This window comes from Pseudomonas sp. 5Vm1k, from assembly GCF_056161485.1.
In genome coordinates, this window is the sequence record NZ_JBSPCZ010000003.1 from 553,503 (window position 1) to 570,810 (window position 17,308).

A 17,308-nucleotide genomic window follows, 5' to 3' on the forward strand; every position below is an offset into this window, starting at 1 on the left:
GATGCAGGCGTCGATTCAGTGGCTGACGATCAGAAACAAGCGGGCGGAGGGACGGAGCAATGGCGCCGATGGGCGCACCAGTCCGACAAACGAGGTCGCAAGCGGTGTAAAGCGAGGAGTGCAACGAGACGGGAAACAAGCCCTGTGGCTGCGCCAGCGCAGCGTTTGACGTGAGGCCCACAGTGCGCAATCAGGGATGCGGAAAGTGGGCCGACAAGGCGATCGATACGTGTGATTCCATGCATAAGGCGGTGTTATTTCCTGCGGTGTGGCGGTAGGTCTTTTTAGGTATACAGCATCGCAAGCGTCTGGATCAAGGCTGGGAACGGGGTGCTTTGCGTTGCGTTGGGCATTGATAATCGTTGAAAACAGGATGAGCAAGAGGGCGTGAAGTACTGAAAAAGCCTCGTCGCTGAAACGCCACGAGGCCATTCTTTTTGAGGGGAGGGGCGTTCGCCTCGCCCTTAAATCTCCTTGACCGGAGTCGCCCCATGCACCCCCTTGATCAACTCAATCACATGCAAACAATCCGCCTTGTTCACATACGACTCGCCACTGGCAACCGTCTCATGATTCCCCGCCCGTAACCGCCAGCGCCACTGTCCTTGCCCTGTGCTCGGGGTGCCCTTCGATTGCCTGTAAATCTCGAAATACATTCAGCTCGCTCCATGCGATTCGTTATTTGCGAAAACCTGTGTGCCGCATGTCAGCAAGCCTAGCGGAGCTGGTTTTTTTGGCTATCGGGCATTTGTTTCCAATGATTTGAAGGCTTTTCCTACAGCTGGCGGGGTCTGGGAGAATGGCCAAAACCGCCGCTGTTTCGTCCTTGCATCACCTCCCTTGCTCCTGCTTAATACGACTCGGCTCATGGCGCTGGAAAACACCCCGGCGCCCGAAGATTGTTGAGAAAACACTATAAAAAAGAGCAATCAATTGACTCATCAGCACGGAACGCAACTGACCGGGCATGTGGCGCTTTCGCTCGTCATCCCGGTATTCAATGAAGCGGCGACCATTGATTTATTCATCGCGCGGATTACTGACGTCTTTAAAGATGAGGCGTTGGTCGGTCTGGAGATGGTGTTCGTCAATGACGGCAGCACCGACACGACACTGGACTTGCTGCTTGAGCATCAGCAGTCTGATCCGCGTGTGCGTGTCGTCGATCTGAGTCGCAATTTCGGCAAGGAAGCGGCGTTGACCGCTGGCTTGCAAACCGCCTCCGGTCAGGTGGTGGTGCCGATTGATGTCGATCTGCAGGACCCGCCGCAAGTGATCCTGCAAATGATTGCCCTGTGGCGGCAAGGTTATGAAGTGGTGCTGGGCCATCGTGTGAGTCGCAAGACCGACTCCTGGGCCAAGAAAACCTCGGCCAACTGGTTCTATCGTCTGCACAACAAAATCTCTGATCAACCGCTGCCCAAGGATGTCGGTGATTTTCGATTGATGGATCGCTGTGTGGTCGAGGCGTTGGAATCGTTGCCCGAGTCCCGGCGCTTCATGAAAGGTTTGTTCGCCTGGGTCGGGTTTCGCACCACGCACGTCGATTACGAGCGTCCGGAGCGGGTGGCGGGTGAAACCAAGTTCAACGGCTGGCGCCTGTGGAATTTCGCGCTGGAAGGCATCACCAGTTTCAGTACCGACCCGCTCAAGATCTGGACGTATCTGGGGCTGCTCGTGTCCGTGGTGTCGTTTGCCTTCGCCATTTTCATTGTGGTGCGCACGTTGTTCACCGGCATTGATGTGCCGGGTTATGCCTCGCTGATGGTGGCGGTGACCTTTCTGGGTGGCCTGCAACTTATCGGCATCGGGGTGCTCGGCGAATACCTGGGCCGCACCTACATCGAATCAAAACGCCGACCGGTTTACCTGGTGCGTCGCGTCTATAACCCGAAGGACTGAACCATGGATCTCAAGGAAACCGACATCCTCGGTTCAAGCATTGACCAGCATTGGTACTACGCGTCAAAAGCGGCGGCGACCAAGCGTCTGCTGGGCGATGCCCCGATCAAAAAGATCCTCGACGTCGGGGCCGGCTCCGGGTTTTTTACCCATCATTTGCTGACCCACACGGCCGCGAACGAAGCCTGGTGCGTCGACATCAGTTACGACGCCGATTCGGACGCCAGCACCAGTGGAAAACCGGTGCACTATCGGCGCGGCATCGATTCGGTCGACGCCGATCTCGTATTGCTGATGGACGTGCTTGAGCATGTCGACGACGACGTCGGGTTGCTCAAGGCATACGTCGATAAAGTCCCGTCCGGCAGCCGTTTTTTGATGACGGTGCCGGCGTTTCAGTTTCTCTGGAGCGGGCACGATGACTTCCTGGAACACAAACGCCGCTACACCTTGGCGCAATTTGAAACAGTAGCCCGGGACGCCGGATTGACGGTGAAGCAGGGCGCTTACTATTTTGGTGCGGTGTTCCCGATTGCGGCGACGTTGCGGCTGTTGCCCAAAGGCGCGCAACCGTCGCCGCCGCGTTCGCAGCTCAAACAACATCATCCGGTGGTGAATTCGATTCTGCGGACCTTGTGCAGCATCGAGTTGCCCTTCATGGGCGCGAATCGCCTGGCCGGTCTGACGGTGTTCGTGCTGGCGCAGAAGCCGTGACATCCGCTGAAAAATCCGCATTGATCAAGCGAGCACTGAGGTTTGCCGTGACCGGGTTGTTTGTCACGGCGCTTCACGCGGTGGTCGCCGTGCTATTCATCAATTTCGTGGTGCCGATGCCACCTTTGGCCAATGGCGTGGCATTTGCCGTGGCGACCGTGGTGTCTTACTTGATCAATACGACCTGGAGCTTCTCCGCTCGGTTGCATGGCCGCACCTTGATGCGCTTCATGACGGTCTCGGGCGCAGGCTTCTTGTTGGCGATGTTCGTGGCCTGGGCGGCGCAAATCGCCGGGCTCAATTATTTGCTGGGGATTGGTGCGGTGGCGTTGACCATTCCGGCCTTCACCTTTGTATTGCATAACTTCTGGACGTATCGATGAAGGATTCGGGAAAGCGCTTGGCTGTCACGCTGCTGCCATTGCTGATTGGGGTATTGGCTTTTTTCATCGTGATTGGGCCGCGGGCGCTCAATCCACAGAACATTGCCTGGCTGGGCGCTGGCGATCCGGCCACTCATTATCTGGGCTGGGTATTTTTCAGGCATTCGCCGTGGACATTTCCGTTGGGGCTCAACCCTGCTTATGGGCTCGAGTTGAGCAACGCGGTCATTTTCTCCGATTCCAATCCGCTGTTTGCGCTGATCTTCAAGCCGTTTTCGGCCCTGCTGCCGGAGCCATTTCAGTATTTTGGATTGTGGTTCCTGACGTGTTTCATCCTGCAGAGCTGGTTCGCCTGGAAACTGATGGGGCTGGCCAGCCGCAATGTGGCGGTGCAACTGCTCGGCGCCGGGCTGTTTTTGTTCATGCCGGCGATGATTATCCGGATGGGTGTGCATTTGTCCCTGGGTGGTCATTTTCTGGTGTTGGCGGCGCTCTATCTGGCGCTGCGACCCTTTACGCACAAACGCTGCCTGGCGTGGGGAGTGCTGCTGGCTGCGACAGCACTGGTGCACGCTTATTTGCTGGCGATGGTCGCCTTGATCTGGATTGCGGACCTTGCCGCCAAAGCCCTCCAGCGCCGTCTGACCCCGGCCAAGGCACTGATCGAGTTCGTCGGTCTGTTCCTGCTGGTTAGCCTGTGTTGTTGGCAGGCGGGTTACTTCAGTGTCGGTGACGGTGGCCTGGCGTTAATGGGATACGGTTTGTTTCGGGCCAATGTCCTGACCTTTTTCGACCCGGGTACCTGGTCCTACACCTTGCGGGACATGCCGGGTGTACTGGGTGACGGCGAGGGTTTCGCGTTCCCCGGTCTTGGTGTGATCTTCCTGTTGGTCTGCGCGCTGGTGGTGCTGTTGCAAGGCTCCAGTGACCTCGGCGCCAAGGTGCGTCGATACCCGTTGTTGCTGCTTGCGCTGGCAGGCCTGGCGATATTCGCGGTATCCAACAACATCGGTATCGGGACGTTCGAGTTCCAGATTCCCTTGCCTGATGCCCTGGTGGCAGTCGCCACCATTTTTCGCGGTTCGGGACGGATGATCTGGCCGGTCATGTACATGGCCATTTTTGCCATCCTTTATCTGGTGGTGCGGGGCCATTCGTCACGCACGGCGGTGTTGCTGTTGAGCATCGCTCTGGTGATTCAGGTATTGGATACCCGTGCCGGGTGGGCGGTATCGCGTGGGTTTTTCATGACCGCACCGTCGTCCACATGGAAGACGCCGCTGGTCGATCCGTTCTGGCAGCAAGCCGCGAAGCATTACCAGTCTGTGCGCTGGCTTCGCCCGCAGAATTACTCGGAACAGTGGATGACGCTGGCCGACTATGCGGGGACTCATCATCTGCCGACCAATGCCGTCTACCTGGGGAGGGTCAGTACGGTGGCCACCGAATCTGCGCAGGCTCAGTCGCAGCAGATGGTGGAATCGGGGAGTTACGCAGCAAATACCCTGTACTTGCTGGATGACCGTACCTTGCTTCAGGCAGCTCTGACGTTGAACCGTGAGACCGATGTGCTCGCCAGAATTGACGGCTTGAATGTATTGGCGCCGGGCTGGAAGCATTGTGCCGATTGTCCGCCCATCCAGGCCCCCGACCCCTTGAAGCTGATTCCAGAACTCAAGGCGAGCGAGAGGGTGGTGTTCAGTGCTGCGAGTCCTGCAGTGGCTTACCTGGGCAAGGGCTGGTCGCTCAACGAACCTTGGGGTACATGGTCCGAGGGCGCGGAGTCGCAAATTGTTCTGCGGCCGACATCACGGGTGCATTCATTGTTGCTGGAAACCACCGCGCTGCTCGCGCCGACGCATACCGAGCAGTCTCTGGAGATTTTCGTCAACGATGTGCGGGTACTGTCCACTCGGCTGATCAAGCCCGAAGCAAACCGGATCGCCATCGAATTGCCCGCAGACGTTCAACAACTGGTTGAGCGTGAAGGTGTGCTGCGTATTCAATTCAAATACGCCAATGCCATCAGTCCGGGTGAACTTGGCATGGGTAAGGACTCGCGCAAACTGGCGATCGGCTTACAGGCGCTTACAGTGAAATGAAGCCGAGGCGCGGTCAGCCCGTCATTGACCGACGTACAGGCACGTAGACGTCTCCCTTCGGCCTTTCTACACTGCCCAAAGACTTGGGGACCGGGGTGCAGTGGATGAATCGCAATGAACTACGCAAGGCCGACATCAACCTGATGGTGGTGTTCGAGACATTGATGCTCGAACGCAACGTGACGCGGGTGGCGGAGAAGTTGTTTCTCGGCCAACCGACCATCAGCGCCGCACTCAACCGCTTGCGCACGATGTTCAACGATCCGCTGTTCATTCGCGTCGGCCATCGCATGGAGCCGACGGCCCGGGCCGAAGAAATTATTCAGCACCTGTCGCCGGCGCTGGACTCGCTGTCGGTGGCCTTGAGCCTGACCCACGATTTTGACCCGGCCAGCAGCACCATGACCTTTCGGATCGGGCTATCGGATGATGTCGAGTTCGGTCTGTTGCCTCCGTTACTGCGCGCCTTGCGCCAGGAAGCGCCGCAAGTGGTGTTCGTGGTTCAGCATGTCGATTACTGGCGGATTCCCGACCTGTTAGCCTCCGGCGACATCACCGTCGGTATCAGCCAGACTCGTGGGCTGCCCGCCAACGCCAAGCGCAAATTGCTGCGGCATATCCTGCCCAGCGTGTTGCGCGCCGATGCGTCCGACACGCCGCTGACCCTCGACGAATATTGCTCACGCCCCCACGTGCTGGTTTCCCACACCGCCAATGTCAGTGGTTACGCCGATGAGTGGCTGGCGGAAATTGGCCGCAAGCGTCACGTGGTCCTCTCCGTGCCGCAATACAGTTCATTGCCAGCACTGCTGGCGGGGACAGACCTGATCGCCAGCCTGCCGGACTACACCGCCAGCGCCATGGCAGCGTCTGGACATTTGTTCAAAGAGCCGTTTCCGTTCAAGACTCCGACCCTGGATTTGTCCATGGTCTGGCTTAGTCACGTCGACACCGACCCGGCCGAACGCTGGCTGCGTTCGCGTCTGGAAGCGTTCATGAGTGAGCGCGGTCTGGCCGACATGCACAGCACCGGTTCACTCTGATCACGGAGCCCAAACCATGAGCCAATCCCGATCGTTGTTACGTGGGCGTGGTAGTCACGACAGTGGCAAGGTCGGCATGGTCGAGTTGTTTTTCGATCTGGTGTTCGTGTTCGCCGTGACCCAGCTCTCCCATTCGCTACTGGCGCATTTGTCGATCGGTGGCGCGGTGCAGGTCGCGCTGATGATGGTTGCGGTGTGGTGGGTGTGGATTTTTACCTCGTGGATCACCAATTGGCTCGACCCGGAAAAACTGCCGATCCGCCTCGGGCTGTTCGGCCTGATGATCGCCGGTTTGCTGCTCTCTTCATCGATTCCCAAGGCCTTTACCGATCACGGGCTGATGTTCGCCGGGGCCTTCGTGTTCATGCAGGTCGGTCGCACGCTGTTTGCGATCTGGGCGGTGCGCGGCGAACCACTGAACATGACCCGCAACTTCCAGCGCATTCTCGCCTGGCTGGTGCTGTCCGGGGTGTTCTGGATCGCGGGTGCCTTTCTGGATGGCGATCAGCGCCTGGCCTGTTGGGCACTGGCGCTGCTGATCGAACTGGTCTCACCGTCCCTGTATTTCTGGGTGCCGGGGCTCGGGCGTTCGACGTTGGAGGACTGGAACGTCGAAGGCAATCACATGGCTGAGCGCTGTGGTTTGTTCGTGATCATCGCTTTGGGCGAATCGCTGTTGGTGACGGGCGCAACCTTCGCCGAACTGGATTTGAGCCTGCAAGGGGTGACCGCGTTTTTGGTGGCGGTGCTGGGCAGTATCGCCATGTGGTGGGTGTATTTCGACAGCGGCGCCGAGCGTGCCCACCATCGCATTGCCCACTCCACGGACCCGGGCCGTCAGGCGCGAATTGCCTACACGTACCTGCACGTACTGATCGTCGCCGGGGTTATCGTCAGTGCCGTGGCCGATGAATTGGTATTGATGCACCCGGATCACGCCAGCGACGCGGGCATCCTCGCGATCATCGCCGGGCCATGCTTGTTTTTGTTGGGTAACGCCTTGTTCAAGTGGGTCATGGCCGATCGGCTATTGCCACCGTTGTCTCATTTGGTCGGCCTGGGATTGTTACTCGTGCTGCTGCCATTGGCGTTGAATCATTGGTTTTCGGCGTTGATGCTGGGAGCGTTGACCACCGCAGTGGTGATGTTGGTGGCGGCGTGGGAAACCTTGGCGTTACGCGAAGCGTTGGCCGAAGCCGAACACTAAAGGCCCGTCGGGAGTAGGACGGCTCTGTGATATATGTAGTCCCTTTCTGCCAAACCTCAGGAGCACCGTCATGCCTCACCTGCACATGGAATACACCGCCAACCTGCCCGGGTTGAACGCTGACGTGGCGTTGATCCGGCTCAACAATACGTTGGTGGGGTCCGGTCAGTTTGCGGCGGAATTCGATATCAAGAGCCGTGCCGTGAAGGTCGAGACCTTCAAGGTCGGCACCGGATTGGGCGAGCGGGCGTTCGTGCATGTGAAGCTGGCATTGCTCAGCGGTCGCTCGCCGCAGATCAAGAAACAGCTGTCCGACAGTCTGTTGGCCGTGGTGCAGGATTTGTGTGAATGGCCGACGGGTGTTGAGGTGCAGTTGTGCGTGGAAATCCTCGACATCGATCGTGAGTCCTACACCAAGACTGCCATCGGCCTCTGAGATTCAGGCGGCTTGCTGTTCGGCACAAACCTCTAGCACTTGCTCGCGCAGCCAGGTGTTGGCGCTGTCCTGATCGACGCTTTGGCTCCACTGCATGTCGAGGGTGAACCCCGGCAAGCCGTTTGGGGCTTCGCAATGATTGAACACCGCCTCGTTGGCCAGCAGACGCTGGATGCGCCGGGGCAGGGTCAGGATGAAATCAGTGCCGGTAATCATCTTCAGTGCTGCGCTGTAGCTGTTGGATCGCGCCACGATCTGGCGCTTTTGCGCCTGCCGCGCCAACCATCCATCGACCATGTTGCTGGTGGATGTCCATGGCGTCGGGAACACGTGCCGACGTTCGGTGAACGCTTGAAGGCTCAAACGCGGCTCCAGTGGCGTGGCGCGTTTGTCGAAGACACAGACGAGGTCGTCTTCGAGCAGCATCCGGGATTTGAAGTCGGTATGGCCGCGATGAAAGTCCGGGCCGAAACAGATCACCAGGTCGAGACTGCCATCGCGCAGGTCGTCGGCCGGGATATCGGTTTCGAATTTGTGCATGTTGACCATCACCGGCAGGTCGGCGAAATCGAAGCGTTTCAGCAGGCGCGGCAGGATCAATTGCTCGAAGTATTCCGGGGCGCAAATATTGAAGGTGACTGGCTGCGAAGTCGGGTCGAACGCCTGGGCGCCGGAGTGACACAGGTTGATGCTTTCAAGGATCTTCAGCACATGGGCGTACATGGTGCTGGCTTTATAGGTGGGGCGCATTCCGGTGCGGGTATTGATAAACAACTCATCTTCGAAACTGGTGCGCAGTTTCTTCAGGCAGTAACTCACGGTGGACTGACTGACGAAAAGTGTCTCTGACACGCCGGTGACACTGCTTTGCTCATACACGGCGATAAACACCGTGAGGTCCTGCATATCGAGCTTTCTAAGCAAGTTACTGTTCAGCATCCGTTCTGTCTCGCTGTGCTCCTTGCGCTGACGGTGCGCAAACGTGTGCGGACGATCCTAACGGAACGATGGTGCCAGGAGAATGCCCTGTAGGAAGTTTCATGTTCAGTTGTGGGACAGAAAATGTTGTGAACACGACCTTTGAATTTAATCGACAGAAACATGGCCACAGGCCTTTAGCCTATGCGCCATGCCTGGGGCCACACGTTGGCGGGTCAGTGGATGTGTTTGGCGTAGTGCCGTGGATCGAAGCGCAGGACCATCAGCATCATGAGTGCCATGACACCGGTCAGTGACCACCAGGCCCATTCGAAACTGCCAAGCTGATCGCGGATCATCCCGGCGATCAGTGGCGAGAGACCGGCGATCAGGTAACCGATGCCTTGCACGAAAGCCGTCAGGCCGCCGGCGCGCTGCGGGTTGTCCAGATGATCCAGCGATACGATCAGGCTCATCGGGAACAGACCGCCGATGCCTAGCCCCAAAAGGCATGGCCACAACAGGCTGAGGTGTTGCGGGCTGAGAATCAGGCCGCAGAAACCGGCCATGATCAGCCCCAGCAACACCATCAATACCTGGCGCCGGTCACGGCTACGATTGGCGATGGCCGGCGTCAGCAGGCCGGATATCACTTCCATGGCCGTCAGAAAACCCAGCAGCAGCCCGGCATTTTGTTCGCTCCAGCCTTTTTCCACGTAGTACGGCGCCAGCCAGGCGAGTACGCAGGTGTAGGACGCAGTGCCCAGGCCGAAGAAGATCGCGAGTAACCAGGCGCGGGAATTGGCGAAGAAGGATTCGCCACGTTGTGTCTGCGCCGGCAGCGACGGTATGCCTTTGCGCTGGGCGGTCCAGAACAGTAACGCCAGCAATGCCAGCACCGCCCAGATCGCCAGCCCCATGCGCCAACTGCCGGTGCTGCTCATCACCAGTGGCGCAAACGACGCCGCAATCGCCGCACCGCCCATGATCGACGTGACGTAAAGCCCCATGCACACGGCTACGTTATCGCTGAAGCGGGACTTGATCAGCGCCGGCATCAGCGCCTGGATCAGCGCGATGCCGACGCCGGCCGCGATGGCGCTGACGATCAGTTCGGCCGCCGAATCAAGGAACAATCGCGATACCGTGGCCAGGCCAATGATCAGCAGCGACAGCACCACGGTACGCTGCTGGCCGAGGCGTTGACTGACGCCGATGCCGAAGAACATCGCCAGCCCCATGGCCATCACCGGCAGCATGGTCAGCAGCGAAGCGAGGCTGAAGCTCAACGGGATATCACCGCGAATCGCCGACAGCAACGGGCCGACCGCCGCCATGGAGGGGCGCAGGTTCAGCGCGACGAGAATGATGCTGACCATTAACCAAAGGGCAGGGCGGGCAGTGGTGCGAACGTTTTCCATGAGCAGGCCTTTCAAAATCAAGGCCTTGATTAGGCGCGAGGGGCAGGGCGGCGGCAAATCAGAAAGTCTGGAGTGGTATTTAAAAATTAAATAAGTGTGCCCCCACATAAACCCAACGGTGGGGTCTGCTGCGAAGCCACCCCGCGTGAACGCCAGTGATCAACTGCGGGAGCGGTTGTGGAATGTTTAGCCAACCCGCAACCATAGTTCTTCAAATCACGATTGAATCACCCATCCACCCGTGTGACGCTGCTGCACATCTGTTTTCTGCGGTTTTCTCTATGGACGGTTGGCCAGTCGCGCTCCACCACCCGGCATCCAGCGGCGCTTGTGCGTCCAGCCTCGGTCGTCGGATTCTGTCTGCCACCGCGCCTAACCTTTCTACACTTCCTTCTGAACTGGCCTTCTGGGCGCTGTGGCATTGCCGCCATGCGCGCCCACCGGATTCCTGCGTTTCCCGTTGAATGTTCTTACAGGTCCCTGCCTATGCGTCGGGATCAAAACGGCGGCGCCTGCGCGTTTGCCTGACACGGAAAAACGAGAATTCCCATGAGTTGTGCCACGACCTCCTTCGCCACGAAGCAAGAAGCCCTGACCTTTCTGGAGCAGAACCCGGATATTGAGATGTTCGAGTTGTTCATCCTCGACAACAACGGCGTGCCCCGGGGCAAGTTGCTGCATCGCGATGAACTGTTGGCGGTGTATGAAAGTGGCCGGCCATTGCCGAGCACCATTCTTGGCCTGACCATCAACGGCGATGACGTGGAAAATTCCGGGCTGGTGTGGGACGTCGGCGATATCGATTGCCGTGCCTATCCTGTCAGCGGCAGTTTGCAACGCATGCCGTGGCGCTTGATTCCCACGGCGGCGGTGCAGGTCAGCATGCATCCCAAGGAAGGCCTGCCGGCGACCATTGCCGACCCGCGACACTTGTTGGCGAAGGTCATCGAGGGCTTGCAGGCCGACGGCTATTACCCGGTGATGGCGGCGGAGCTGGAGTTCTACTTGCTGGATCAACAGCGCGACAGCCACGGTCGGCCACAACCGGCGCGGGACGTCGATGGCGGGCGGCCGCGGGCCACGCAGGTCTACGGTTTGCGTGAACTGGAGCAGATCGAGCCGTTCCTCGCCGACCTCTACAGCGCCTGCAAACTCCAGGGCATTCCGGCGCGCACGGCGATTTCCGAATACGCGCCGGGTCAGGTGGAAATCACCCTCGAACACCGCACCGACGCCTTGCAGGCGATGGACGAGGCGGTGCGTTACAAACGGCTGGTCAAAGGTGTTGCCCATAAGCACGGGATGGCGGCCTGCTTCATGGCCAAACCCTTCGATGACCTGGCGGGCACCGGGATGCACATGCACGTCAGTCTGGCGGACAAGGATGGCAACAACCTGTTCGCCAGCGAAGCGCCCGATGGCACGCCGCTGCTCCGGCAGGCGGTGGGCGGCATGCTCAGCACCTTGCTCGATTCGCTGCTGCTGTTCTGCCCGAACGCCAACTCCTATCGGCGTTTCCAGACCAACAGCTATGCACCGCTGGCCGCCACCTGGGGCGTGGACAATCGCACCGTAAGCCTGCGGGTTCCCGGGGGGCCGGCGTTCTCCCGGCACATCGAGCACCGCATCTGCGGGGCCGATGCCAACCCGTACCTGGCGGCCGCTGCGATCCTGGCGGGCATTCACCGTGGCATCCGCGAGCAACTTGATCCCGGCGCACCCGTGGAAGGCAACGGGTACGCCCAAGCCACGGAACTGCTGCCGACCGATTGGCTGACAACCTTGCGCGCGCTGGAAGGTTCCAGTTGGGCACGGGAAGCGTTTGGCGGTGAGTTCCTGGGGGTGTACCTGGCGGTGAAGCGAGCCGAGTATCGCCAGTTCATGGGTGAGGTCGGCGAGCAGGATTGGCGCTGGTACCTGAACCAAGCCTGACTGTTTTGCAAATAACTTAGAATATTTGCGTCTATACCTTGAGCCAACTATTCGTTGGCTTCTTTTTCACGAAAAATTGATGGTTGGCTGATTAAAGTTTGTGCTGTCGCGGAAAATGAAATTTTCACATTTCGCCGGTGGCACATCTTTTCAGGAACAGTCGATCCGCATGTTGAAATTCAAAGCCGTGCGCCCCGAGTGGGTGACACTGATCGCCAGCGCCTTTTTACTGGGCGGGTTCAATCTGGTTCTCTGGCAGCACCTTTTCGAAATCACCGCCTCCAATGCCCAAGGCATCGTCATGCGCGTGGCATTTGGCGTCATGGTGCTCGGTGCCTTCAACATTGTCCTGACTCTGCTGGCGTTCCGGCCCGTACTGAAGCCGCTGCTGACGTTGATCTTCATGGTCAGTGCCGGCGTGGCTTACTTCATGAGTCAATATGGCGTGCTGATCGATGCCGGCATGTTCCGCAATTTTGCCGAAACCAATGCCACGGAAGTGCGCGACTTACTGTCGATAAAGTTGTTTGCTTATATTGTTCTGCTCGGTGTTTTGCCTTCGTTGTTATTGTGGAAAACACCGATCAGTTATCGTGCCTGGCATCGCGACCTGTTAAGTAAGGTGCTGGTGAGTGTCGCCTCTGTGGCGGTCATTGGTGGCGTGGCGCTGGTGAACTATCAGGGCCTGTCGTCGTTGTTTCGCAATCACCATGAATTGCATTTGATGGTAGTGCCGAGCAACTACATCGGCGCCTCGGCCGGTTATCTGCGTGAACAAGTGGCGTCGGCGCAACAGCCCTTCGTCAAGATCGGTGAAGATGCCCGCAAAGACCCGAGTTGGCAGACCCATGGGCGCAAATCCCTGACGGTGCTGGTGGTCGGCGAAAGTGCCCGGGCCGAGAACTTCGGAGTTCTCGGTTATGAGCGCGACACGACTCCCAAACTCAGTAAAGAAGCCGGCCTGATTGCCTTCACTGACGTGCACTCCTGCGGCACTGAAACGGCGGTGTCGGTGCCGTGCATGTTCTCTAACATGGGGCGCAAGGATTACAACGCCAGTAAGGCCAAGAACGAAGAAGGCTTGTTGGATGTGCTCAAGCGTGCCGGCCTGGACGTGATCTGGCGTGATAACCAGTCGGGCTGCAAAGGCACCTGCGATCGGGTCACCATCGATGACGTCAGCAATCTGAAGGACCCGGTGTTGTGCTCCAGCAGCGAGTGTCGCGATGAAATCCTCCTGCAGGGTTTGCAACACTTCATCGACACTCTGGATAAAGACACGGTGTTGGTATTGCATCAGATGGGCAGTCACGGCCCGGAATACTTCAAGCGTTATCCCAAAGAGTACGAACACTTCACCCCTGTTTGCGAAAGTAATGCGCTGAACAATTGCAGTCGCGACAGTATCGTCAATGGTTACGACAACACGCTGGTGTATACCGACCACGTGCTGTCGACCCTGATCGATTTGTTGCGCAGCAACCAGGACAAAGTCGACACCGCGATGCTTTACCTGTCCGATCACGGGGAATCCCTGGGCGAGTACAACCTGTTTCTCCATGGCACGCCTTACATGATGGCGCCGGAACAACAGAAACATGTGGCCATGCTGGCGTGGTTCTCCGACAGCTATCAAAAGTCGTTCGCGGTAGACACCCATTGCTTGCAACTGAGTCGCGAAAAACCCTTGAGCCAGGACAACCTGTTCCATTCCATGCTCGGTTTGCTTGAGGTCGACAGCAAGGTCTACAACCCGGACCTGGACATGTTCGCCGGCTGTCGCGCGCCGGTAATCGACGGCGTACTTGCAAAAAAGTGAGTGTTTCGACTTATTTTTCACGGGTCGGCCGCTAATCTGCGGCCGGTAGATCCTTCAACAAGAGCCCATGCACATGTCCGCGTTGCCGCCATCCGCCGTCGAGCTCGAGTTCGCACGGCGCTACGATCAGGAACACGCTCGCGTCTGCCTGCAGCCGCAACCCCGTGGCCTGGCCGGGCGCCTGGCGTTCTGGCGCTCCGAGCAATTGGTGCGCAACGCCCTCAAGGTCGCCGGCGAGCCTGGGTTGCTGCTGGATGTGGCCTGCGGCGCCGGGCGTTTTTGGCCGGTGCTGGCGGAGCACGGCAACCGGGTGATCCTGGCGTCGGATCCGTCCCAGGACATGCTCGATCACGCCCGCACCCATCACCCGCAGGACCTGCTCAAGCGGATCAAGACCTTTCAGAGCTCGGCGTTCACCCTCGATTTGTCGGCGAACGCGGTGGATTGCATGATTTGCATGCAACTGTTTCAACATATCTCCAGTCCCGACCACCGGTTGGCCATGCTTGAGGAGTTTCACCGAGTCAGCCGTGACACGGTGATTGTCGCGGTGCGCCTTGAGCGTCGTTTCGGGCGTCGGCCAGCCGTCGACGGGGCTCAATCGCTGCCGTTGCCGAGCAAGCTCTTGCTGGAAGCCGAGTTCAGACAGGCGGGTTTCAGCCTGCTTAGTCATCAGGACTTCTTTCCGGGTTGCGCACAGATGCGGGTCTACGTGCTGCGTAAGACCGGTTAACCTCCCTTCGTCAGACATTTCTTGCCTTTTCGCAGGTCTTTTCGCTAAAGCTCTTGTTCAGTGCATGCGCGGAAATCGCCGGGGGCGATATATACTGCGCGCCATTCTTCAAGGGAGAGCCGTGTGGCCATCGATATTCACTGGATTCGCGACAACGATAGCCTCGGTCAGTTTTGCGCCGAGTGGCAGCAGCTGCCATTCGTTGCCCTCGACACCGAATTCATGCGGGTCGACACCTTTTACCCGATCGCAGGCCTGCTGCAGATCGGCGATGGCGTACGCGCTTACCTGATTGATCCGCTGACCATCGATAACTGGCAGCCCCTGGCCGCATTGCTGGAAAACCCGGCTGTGGTCAAAGTCGTGCACGCGTGCAGCGAAGACCTCGAAGTCCTGTTGCGCCTGACCGGCAGCCTGCCGGCGCCGCTGTTCGACACGCAACTGGCCGCCGCTTACCTGAACCTGGGTTTCTCCATGGGGTACTCGCGGCTGGTCCAGGAAGTGCTCGGCATCGACCTGCCAAAGGGCGAGACCCGTTCCGACTGGCTGCAACGCCCGCTGTCCGACACCCAGATCAGCTACGCCGCCGAAGATGCCCTGCACCTGGCGGAAGTGTACGTACGCCTGCAACCGAAGCTGTCCGAAGACAAATACAACTGGGTGCTGGAGGACGGCGCCGAACTGGTGGCCAACCTGCGCCGCGAGGTCGATCCGTACGAGGTCTACCGCGAAGCCAAGCTTGCCTGGAAGCTGTCCCGCGCCCAACTCGCAGTGTTGCGTGAACTCTGCGCCTGGCGCGAGCACGAAGCCCGCGCGCGGGATCTACCGCGCAACCGCATCGTCCGTGAGCATTCCCTGTGGCCGCTGGCACGCACGCAGCCGGACAACCTTGGGGCGCTGGCGAAAATCGAAGACATGCACCCGCGTACCGTACGTCAGGACGGCGAATTTCTGCTGGATCTGATCAAGCGTTCTGCCAGTGTGTCGCCCGATCAATGGCCGCCCGCCGTGGCGGAGCCATTGCCGGTGGATGCCACCACGCTGGTCAAGCAACTGCGCGCCATCGGTCAGGCCGAAGCCGAGCGTCTGAACATCGCGCCAGAACTGATGCTGCGCAAGAAAACCCTGGAAGCGCTGCTCAAGAGTGGCTACCCCAATGGTCCCTACCAATTGCCTGATTCGCTGCGTGGCTGGCGCCGCGAATTGATGGGCCAGGCGCTGCTCGACAGCCTGGCCACCGCCGGAGAACAGCCTTGAAACGTATTTGCTCCATCTACCGCAGCCTGAAGAAAAACGAGATGTACCTCTATGTGCTCAAAAGCGATGCACTGGAGCGCGTCCCGGAATCGTTGATGGCGGCGTTCGGCAAGCCGCATCACGCTTTCGACCTGGTGCTGACCCCCGAGCGCAAACTGTCGCGCGAAGACATCACCGTGGTCTTGGCAAACCTTGAGAAGCAGGGTTATCACTTGCAAATGCCGCCGGCCGAGGACGAGTACATCGAACACTTGCCCGAAGAATTGCTGCGCCGCAACGACCCGATGTGATCGGCAGACAGGTTCTGTTCAGTGCCTGTGTGAAACACTGGAATGATTTTTACGATGGCCGCGACGATGGAGCGATACTCCGTCCGCGGTCGTCTGCACTGTTTTGAAAGGTTTGAACCATGCGCGTTCTGATTGCTGAACACGACCACCCTGTGTACGCCCAACTGCTGCGTCAGGCAGCGCCCGAGCTGGAAGTGCTGACCAGCGGCGACTCCGCCGAACTGGCGCGCCAGGCCGCCGATTGCCCGATCTGGCTCGGCCAGCCAGACTTGCTAGCGAACCTGCTGCGTCAGGGTCACCAGCCACAATGGCTGCAATCGACCTGGGCCGGCATCACGCCGCTGCTGGCCGACGGCTTGCCACGCCACTATCGCCTGACCCGGGCGGTGGGGATTTTCGGCCAGGTCATGGCTGAATACGTGCTGACTTACATGCTCGGTCACGAACGCGAAGTGCTGGCGCGGTTGGTCAGCCAGGTCGAGCGCAAGTGGGACAATCGCCTGGGCCAGAGCCTGGCAGGGCGCAAAGTGTTGATCGTCGGCACTGGTGATATCGGCCAGACCGTGGCGAAGTTCCTCGTGCCGTTTGGCGTCGAGTTGTACGGCATCGCCAGTGAAGCCCGCGAGCAGGCACCGTTTGTCGAAGTGGCCGCGCTGGCGGATCTGCCACGGCTGGTCAGTGAAGTGGATTACGTGATCAATCTGCTGCCCAACACGCCTAATACTCACGACTTGTACGACGCGGCGTTGTTCAAGCAATTCAAGCCGACTGGCGTGTTCATCAACGTCGGGCGCGGTGTGGCGGTGGTCGATGCCGACTTGGTAGAAGCCTTGAAAGAAGGGCATCTGGCGGGCGCAGTGATCGACGTCTGCCGTCAGGAGCCACTGCCACAACGGCATCCGTTCTGGACCGCCTGGGGCTTGCTGCTGACCGGGCATAGCTCGGCACCGACATCGCCGACGATGATGGTGGACCTGTTTGTCGAAAACCTGCGGGCGTATCAGGCGGGTGAAGCGTTGCGCGGGGAAGTGGACTTCAATCGCGGTTATTGAGTACACCGAAACGCAAATGTGGGAGCGGGCTTGCTCGCGAAAGCGGTCTGTCAGTCAACATCGATGTTCAACGTGACGGCCCCTTCGCGAGCAAGCCCG

The 17,308-nt window shown here is 59.0% G+C and carries 16 protein-coding genes; 13 read left to right on the forward strand and 3 right to left on the reverse strand.

Features of this window, described 5'->3' with window-relative positions:
• Window positions 1–464: 464 nt before the first annotated feature.
• A complete protein-coding gene (locus ACWIKB_RS09150; RefSeq protein ID WP_475266296.1) occupies window positions 465–656 on the reverse strand; it encodes a YegP family protein in 192 nt (63 codons plus the stop codon).
• A 277-nt stretch (window positions 657–933) separates the two neighbouring features.
• On the opposite strand from ACWIKB_RS09150, the gene ACWIKB_RS09155 reads away from it, so the two are divergent.
• From ACWIKB_RS09155 to ACWIKB_RS09185, 7 genes are all read left to right on the forward strand, one after another.
• Window positions 934–1,902, forward strand: coding sequence for a glycosyltransferase family 2 protein (locus tag ACWIKB_RS09155; RefSeq protein WP_475266298.1), 969 nt, complete (start codon window positions 934–936; stop codon window positions 1,900–1,902).
• A 3-nt stretch (window positions 1,903–1,905) separates the two neighbouring features.
• On the forward strand, window positions 1,906–2,616 hold the full coding sequence (locus tag ACWIKB_RS09160; protein WP_475266300.1) for a class I SAM-dependent methyltransferase: 711 nt from the start codon (window positions 1,906–1,908) through the stop codon (window positions 2,614–2,616).
• Window positions 2,613–2,999 carry a GtrA family protein gene (locus tag ACWIKB_RS09165; protein ID WP_475266302.1) on the forward strand — a complete coding sequence of 129 codons (387 nt, stop codon included), beginning with the start codon at window positions 2,613–2,615 and terminating at the stop codon, window positions 2,997–2,999. The genes ACWIKB_RS09160 and ACWIKB_RS09165 overlap by 4 nt, the downstream gene beginning before the upstream one ends.
• On the forward strand, window positions 2,996–5,101 hold the full coding sequence (locus ACWIKB_RS09170; protein WP_475266303.1) for a DUF6311 domain-containing protein: 2,106 nt from the start codon (window positions 2,996–2,998) through the stop codon (window positions 5,099–5,101). The genes ACWIKB_RS09165 and ACWIKB_RS09170 overlap by 4 nt, the downstream gene beginning before the upstream one ends.
• A 104-nt stretch (window positions 5,102–5,205) precedes the next feature.
• Window positions 5,206–6,144, forward strand: coding sequence for a LysR substrate-binding domain-containing protein (locus ACWIKB_RS09175; RefSeq protein WP_475266305.1), 939 nt, complete (start codon window positions 5,206–5,208; stop codon window positions 6,142–6,144).
• 16 nt (window positions 6,145–6,160) lie between these two features.
• Window positions 6,161–7,351, forward strand: a complete 1,191-nt coding sequence (locus ACWIKB_RS09180) for a low temperature requirement protein A (RefSeq protein WP_475266307.1) — start codon at window positions 6,161–6,163, stop codon at window positions 7,349–7,351.
• Window positions 7,352–7,421: 70 nt separating this feature from the next.
• Window positions 7,422–7,787, forward strand: a complete 366-nt coding sequence (locus tag ACWIKB_RS09185; protein WP_475266309.1) for a 5-carboxymethyl-2-hydroxymuconate Delta-isomerase — start codon at window positions 7,422–7,424, stop codon at window positions 7,785–7,787.
• A 3-nt stretch (window positions 7,788–7,790) separates the two neighbouring features.
• On the opposite strand, the gene ACWIKB_RS09190 is transcribed toward ACWIKB_RS09185, so the two are convergent.
• Window positions 7,791–8,726: a LysR family transcriptional regulator gene (locus tag ACWIKB_RS09190; RefSeq protein WP_475266310.1), complete on the reverse strand. Its 936-nt coding sequence runs from the start codon at window positions 8,724–8,726 to the stop codon at window positions 7,791–7,793.
• Window positions 8,727–8,941: 215 nt separating this feature from the next.
• Complete coding sequence (locus ACWIKB_RS09195; RefSeq protein ID WP_475266311.1) at window positions 8,942–10,126, reverse strand: cyanate transporter; 1,185 nt, start codon at window positions 10,124–10,126, stop codon at window positions 8,942–8,944.
• A 549-nt stretch (window positions 10,127–10,675) separates the two neighbouring features.
• Here ACWIKB_RS09195 and ACWIKB_RS09200 point away from each other — a divergent pair.
• From ACWIKB_RS09200 to ACWIKB_RS09225, 6 genes are all read left to right on the forward strand, one after another.
• Window positions 10,676–12,058, forward strand: coding sequence for a glutamine synthetase family protein (locus ACWIKB_RS09200; protein WP_475266312.1), 1,383 nt, complete (start codon window positions 10,676–10,678; stop codon window positions 12,056–12,058).
• Window positions 12,059–12,227: 169 nt separating this feature from the next.
• Entirely contained in the window at window positions 12,228–13,877 is a 1,650-nt protein-coding gene (locus ACWIKB_RS09205; protein ID WP_475266313.1) for a phosphoethanolamine transferase, read from the forward strand.
• A gap of 73 nt (window positions 13,878–13,950) precedes the next feature.
• On the forward strand, window positions 13,951–14,610 hold the full coding sequence (locus tag ACWIKB_RS09210; RefSeq protein ID WP_475266314.1) for a class I SAM-dependent methyltransferase: 660 nt from the start codon (window positions 13,951–13,953) through the stop codon (window positions 14,608–14,610).
• A gap of 123 nt (window positions 14,611–14,733) precedes the next feature.
• Complete coding sequence (gene rnd / locus ACWIKB_RS09215) at window positions 14,734–15,867, forward strand: ribonuclease D (RefSeq protein ID WP_475266316.1); 1,134 nt, start codon at window positions 14,734–14,736, stop codon at window positions 15,865–15,867.
• Complete coding sequence (locus ACWIKB_RS09220) at window positions 15,864–16,157, forward strand: YcgL domain-containing protein (protein ID WP_403017924.1); 294 nt, start codon at window positions 15,864–15,866, stop codon at window positions 16,155–16,157. The genes rnd and ACWIKB_RS09220 overlap by 4 nt, the downstream gene beginning before the upstream one ends.
• A gap of 119 nt (window positions 16,158–16,276) precedes the next feature.
• The gene (locus ACWIKB_RS09225; RefSeq protein WP_475266318.1) at window positions 16,277–17,209 is read left to right on the forward strand and encodes a D-2-hydroxyacid dehydrogenase; all 933 of its coding nucleotides are present in this window, start codon (window positions 16,277–16,279) and stop codon (window positions 17,207–17,209) included.
• Window positions 17,210–17,308: the final 99 nt, after the last annotated feature.

What these genes read in the sequence shown, in the direction of transcription:
- ACWIKB_RS09160 (WP_475266300.1), top strand. Translation starts at nt 1,906, where the DNA reads ATGGATCTCAAGGAAACCGACATCCTCGGTTCAAGCATTGACCAGCAT.
- ACWIKB_RS09180 (WP_475266307.1), top strand. Translation starts at nt 6,161, where the DNA reads ATGAGCCAATCCCGATCGTTGTTACGTGGGCGTGGTAGTCACGACAGT.
- ACWIKB_RS09190 (WP_475266310.1), bottom strand. Translation starts at nt 8,726, where the DNA reads ATGCTGAACAGTAACTTGCTTAGAAAGCTCGATATGCAGGACCTCACG.
- ACWIKB_RS09170 (WP_475266303.1), top strand. Translation starts at nt 2,996, where the DNA reads ATGAAGGATTCGGGAAAGCGCTTGGCTGTCACGCTGCTGCCATTGCTG.
- ACWIKB_RS09175 (WP_475266305.1), top strand. Translation starts at nt 5,206, where the DNA reads ATGAATCGCAATGAACTACGCAAGGCCGACATCAACCTGATGGTGGTG.
- ACWIKB_RS09225 (WP_475266318.1), top strand. Translation starts at nt 16,277, where the DNA reads ATGCGCGTTCTGATTGCTGAACACGACCACCCTGTGTACGCCCAACTG.
- ACWIKB_RS09195 (WP_475266311.1), bottom strand. Translation starts at nt 10,126, where the DNA reads ATGGAAAACGTTCGCACCACTGCCCGCCCTGCCCTTTGGTTAATGGTC.
- ACWIKB_RS09205 (WP_475266313.1), top strand. Translation starts at nt 12,228, where the DNA reads ATGTTGAAATTCAAAGCCGTGCGCCCCGAGTGGGTGACACTGATCGCC.
- ACWIKB_RS09185 (WP_475266309.1), top strand. Translation starts at nt 7,422, where the DNA reads ATGCCTCACCTGCACATGGAATACACCGCCAACCTGCCCGGGTTGAAC.
- ACWIKB_RS09210 (WP_475266314.1), top strand. Translation starts at nt 13,951, where the DNA reads ATGTCCGCGTTGCCGCCATCCGCCGTCGAGCTCGAGTTCGCACGGCGC.
- ACWIKB_RS09200 (WP_475266312.1), top strand. Translation starts at nt 10,676, where the DNA reads ATGAGTTGTGCCACGACCTCCTTCGCCACGAAGCAAGAAGCCCTGACC.
- ACWIKB_RS09150 (WP_475266296.1), bottom strand. Translation starts at nt 656, where the DNA reads ATGTATTTCGAGATTTACAGGCAATCGAAGGGCACCCCGAGCACAGGG.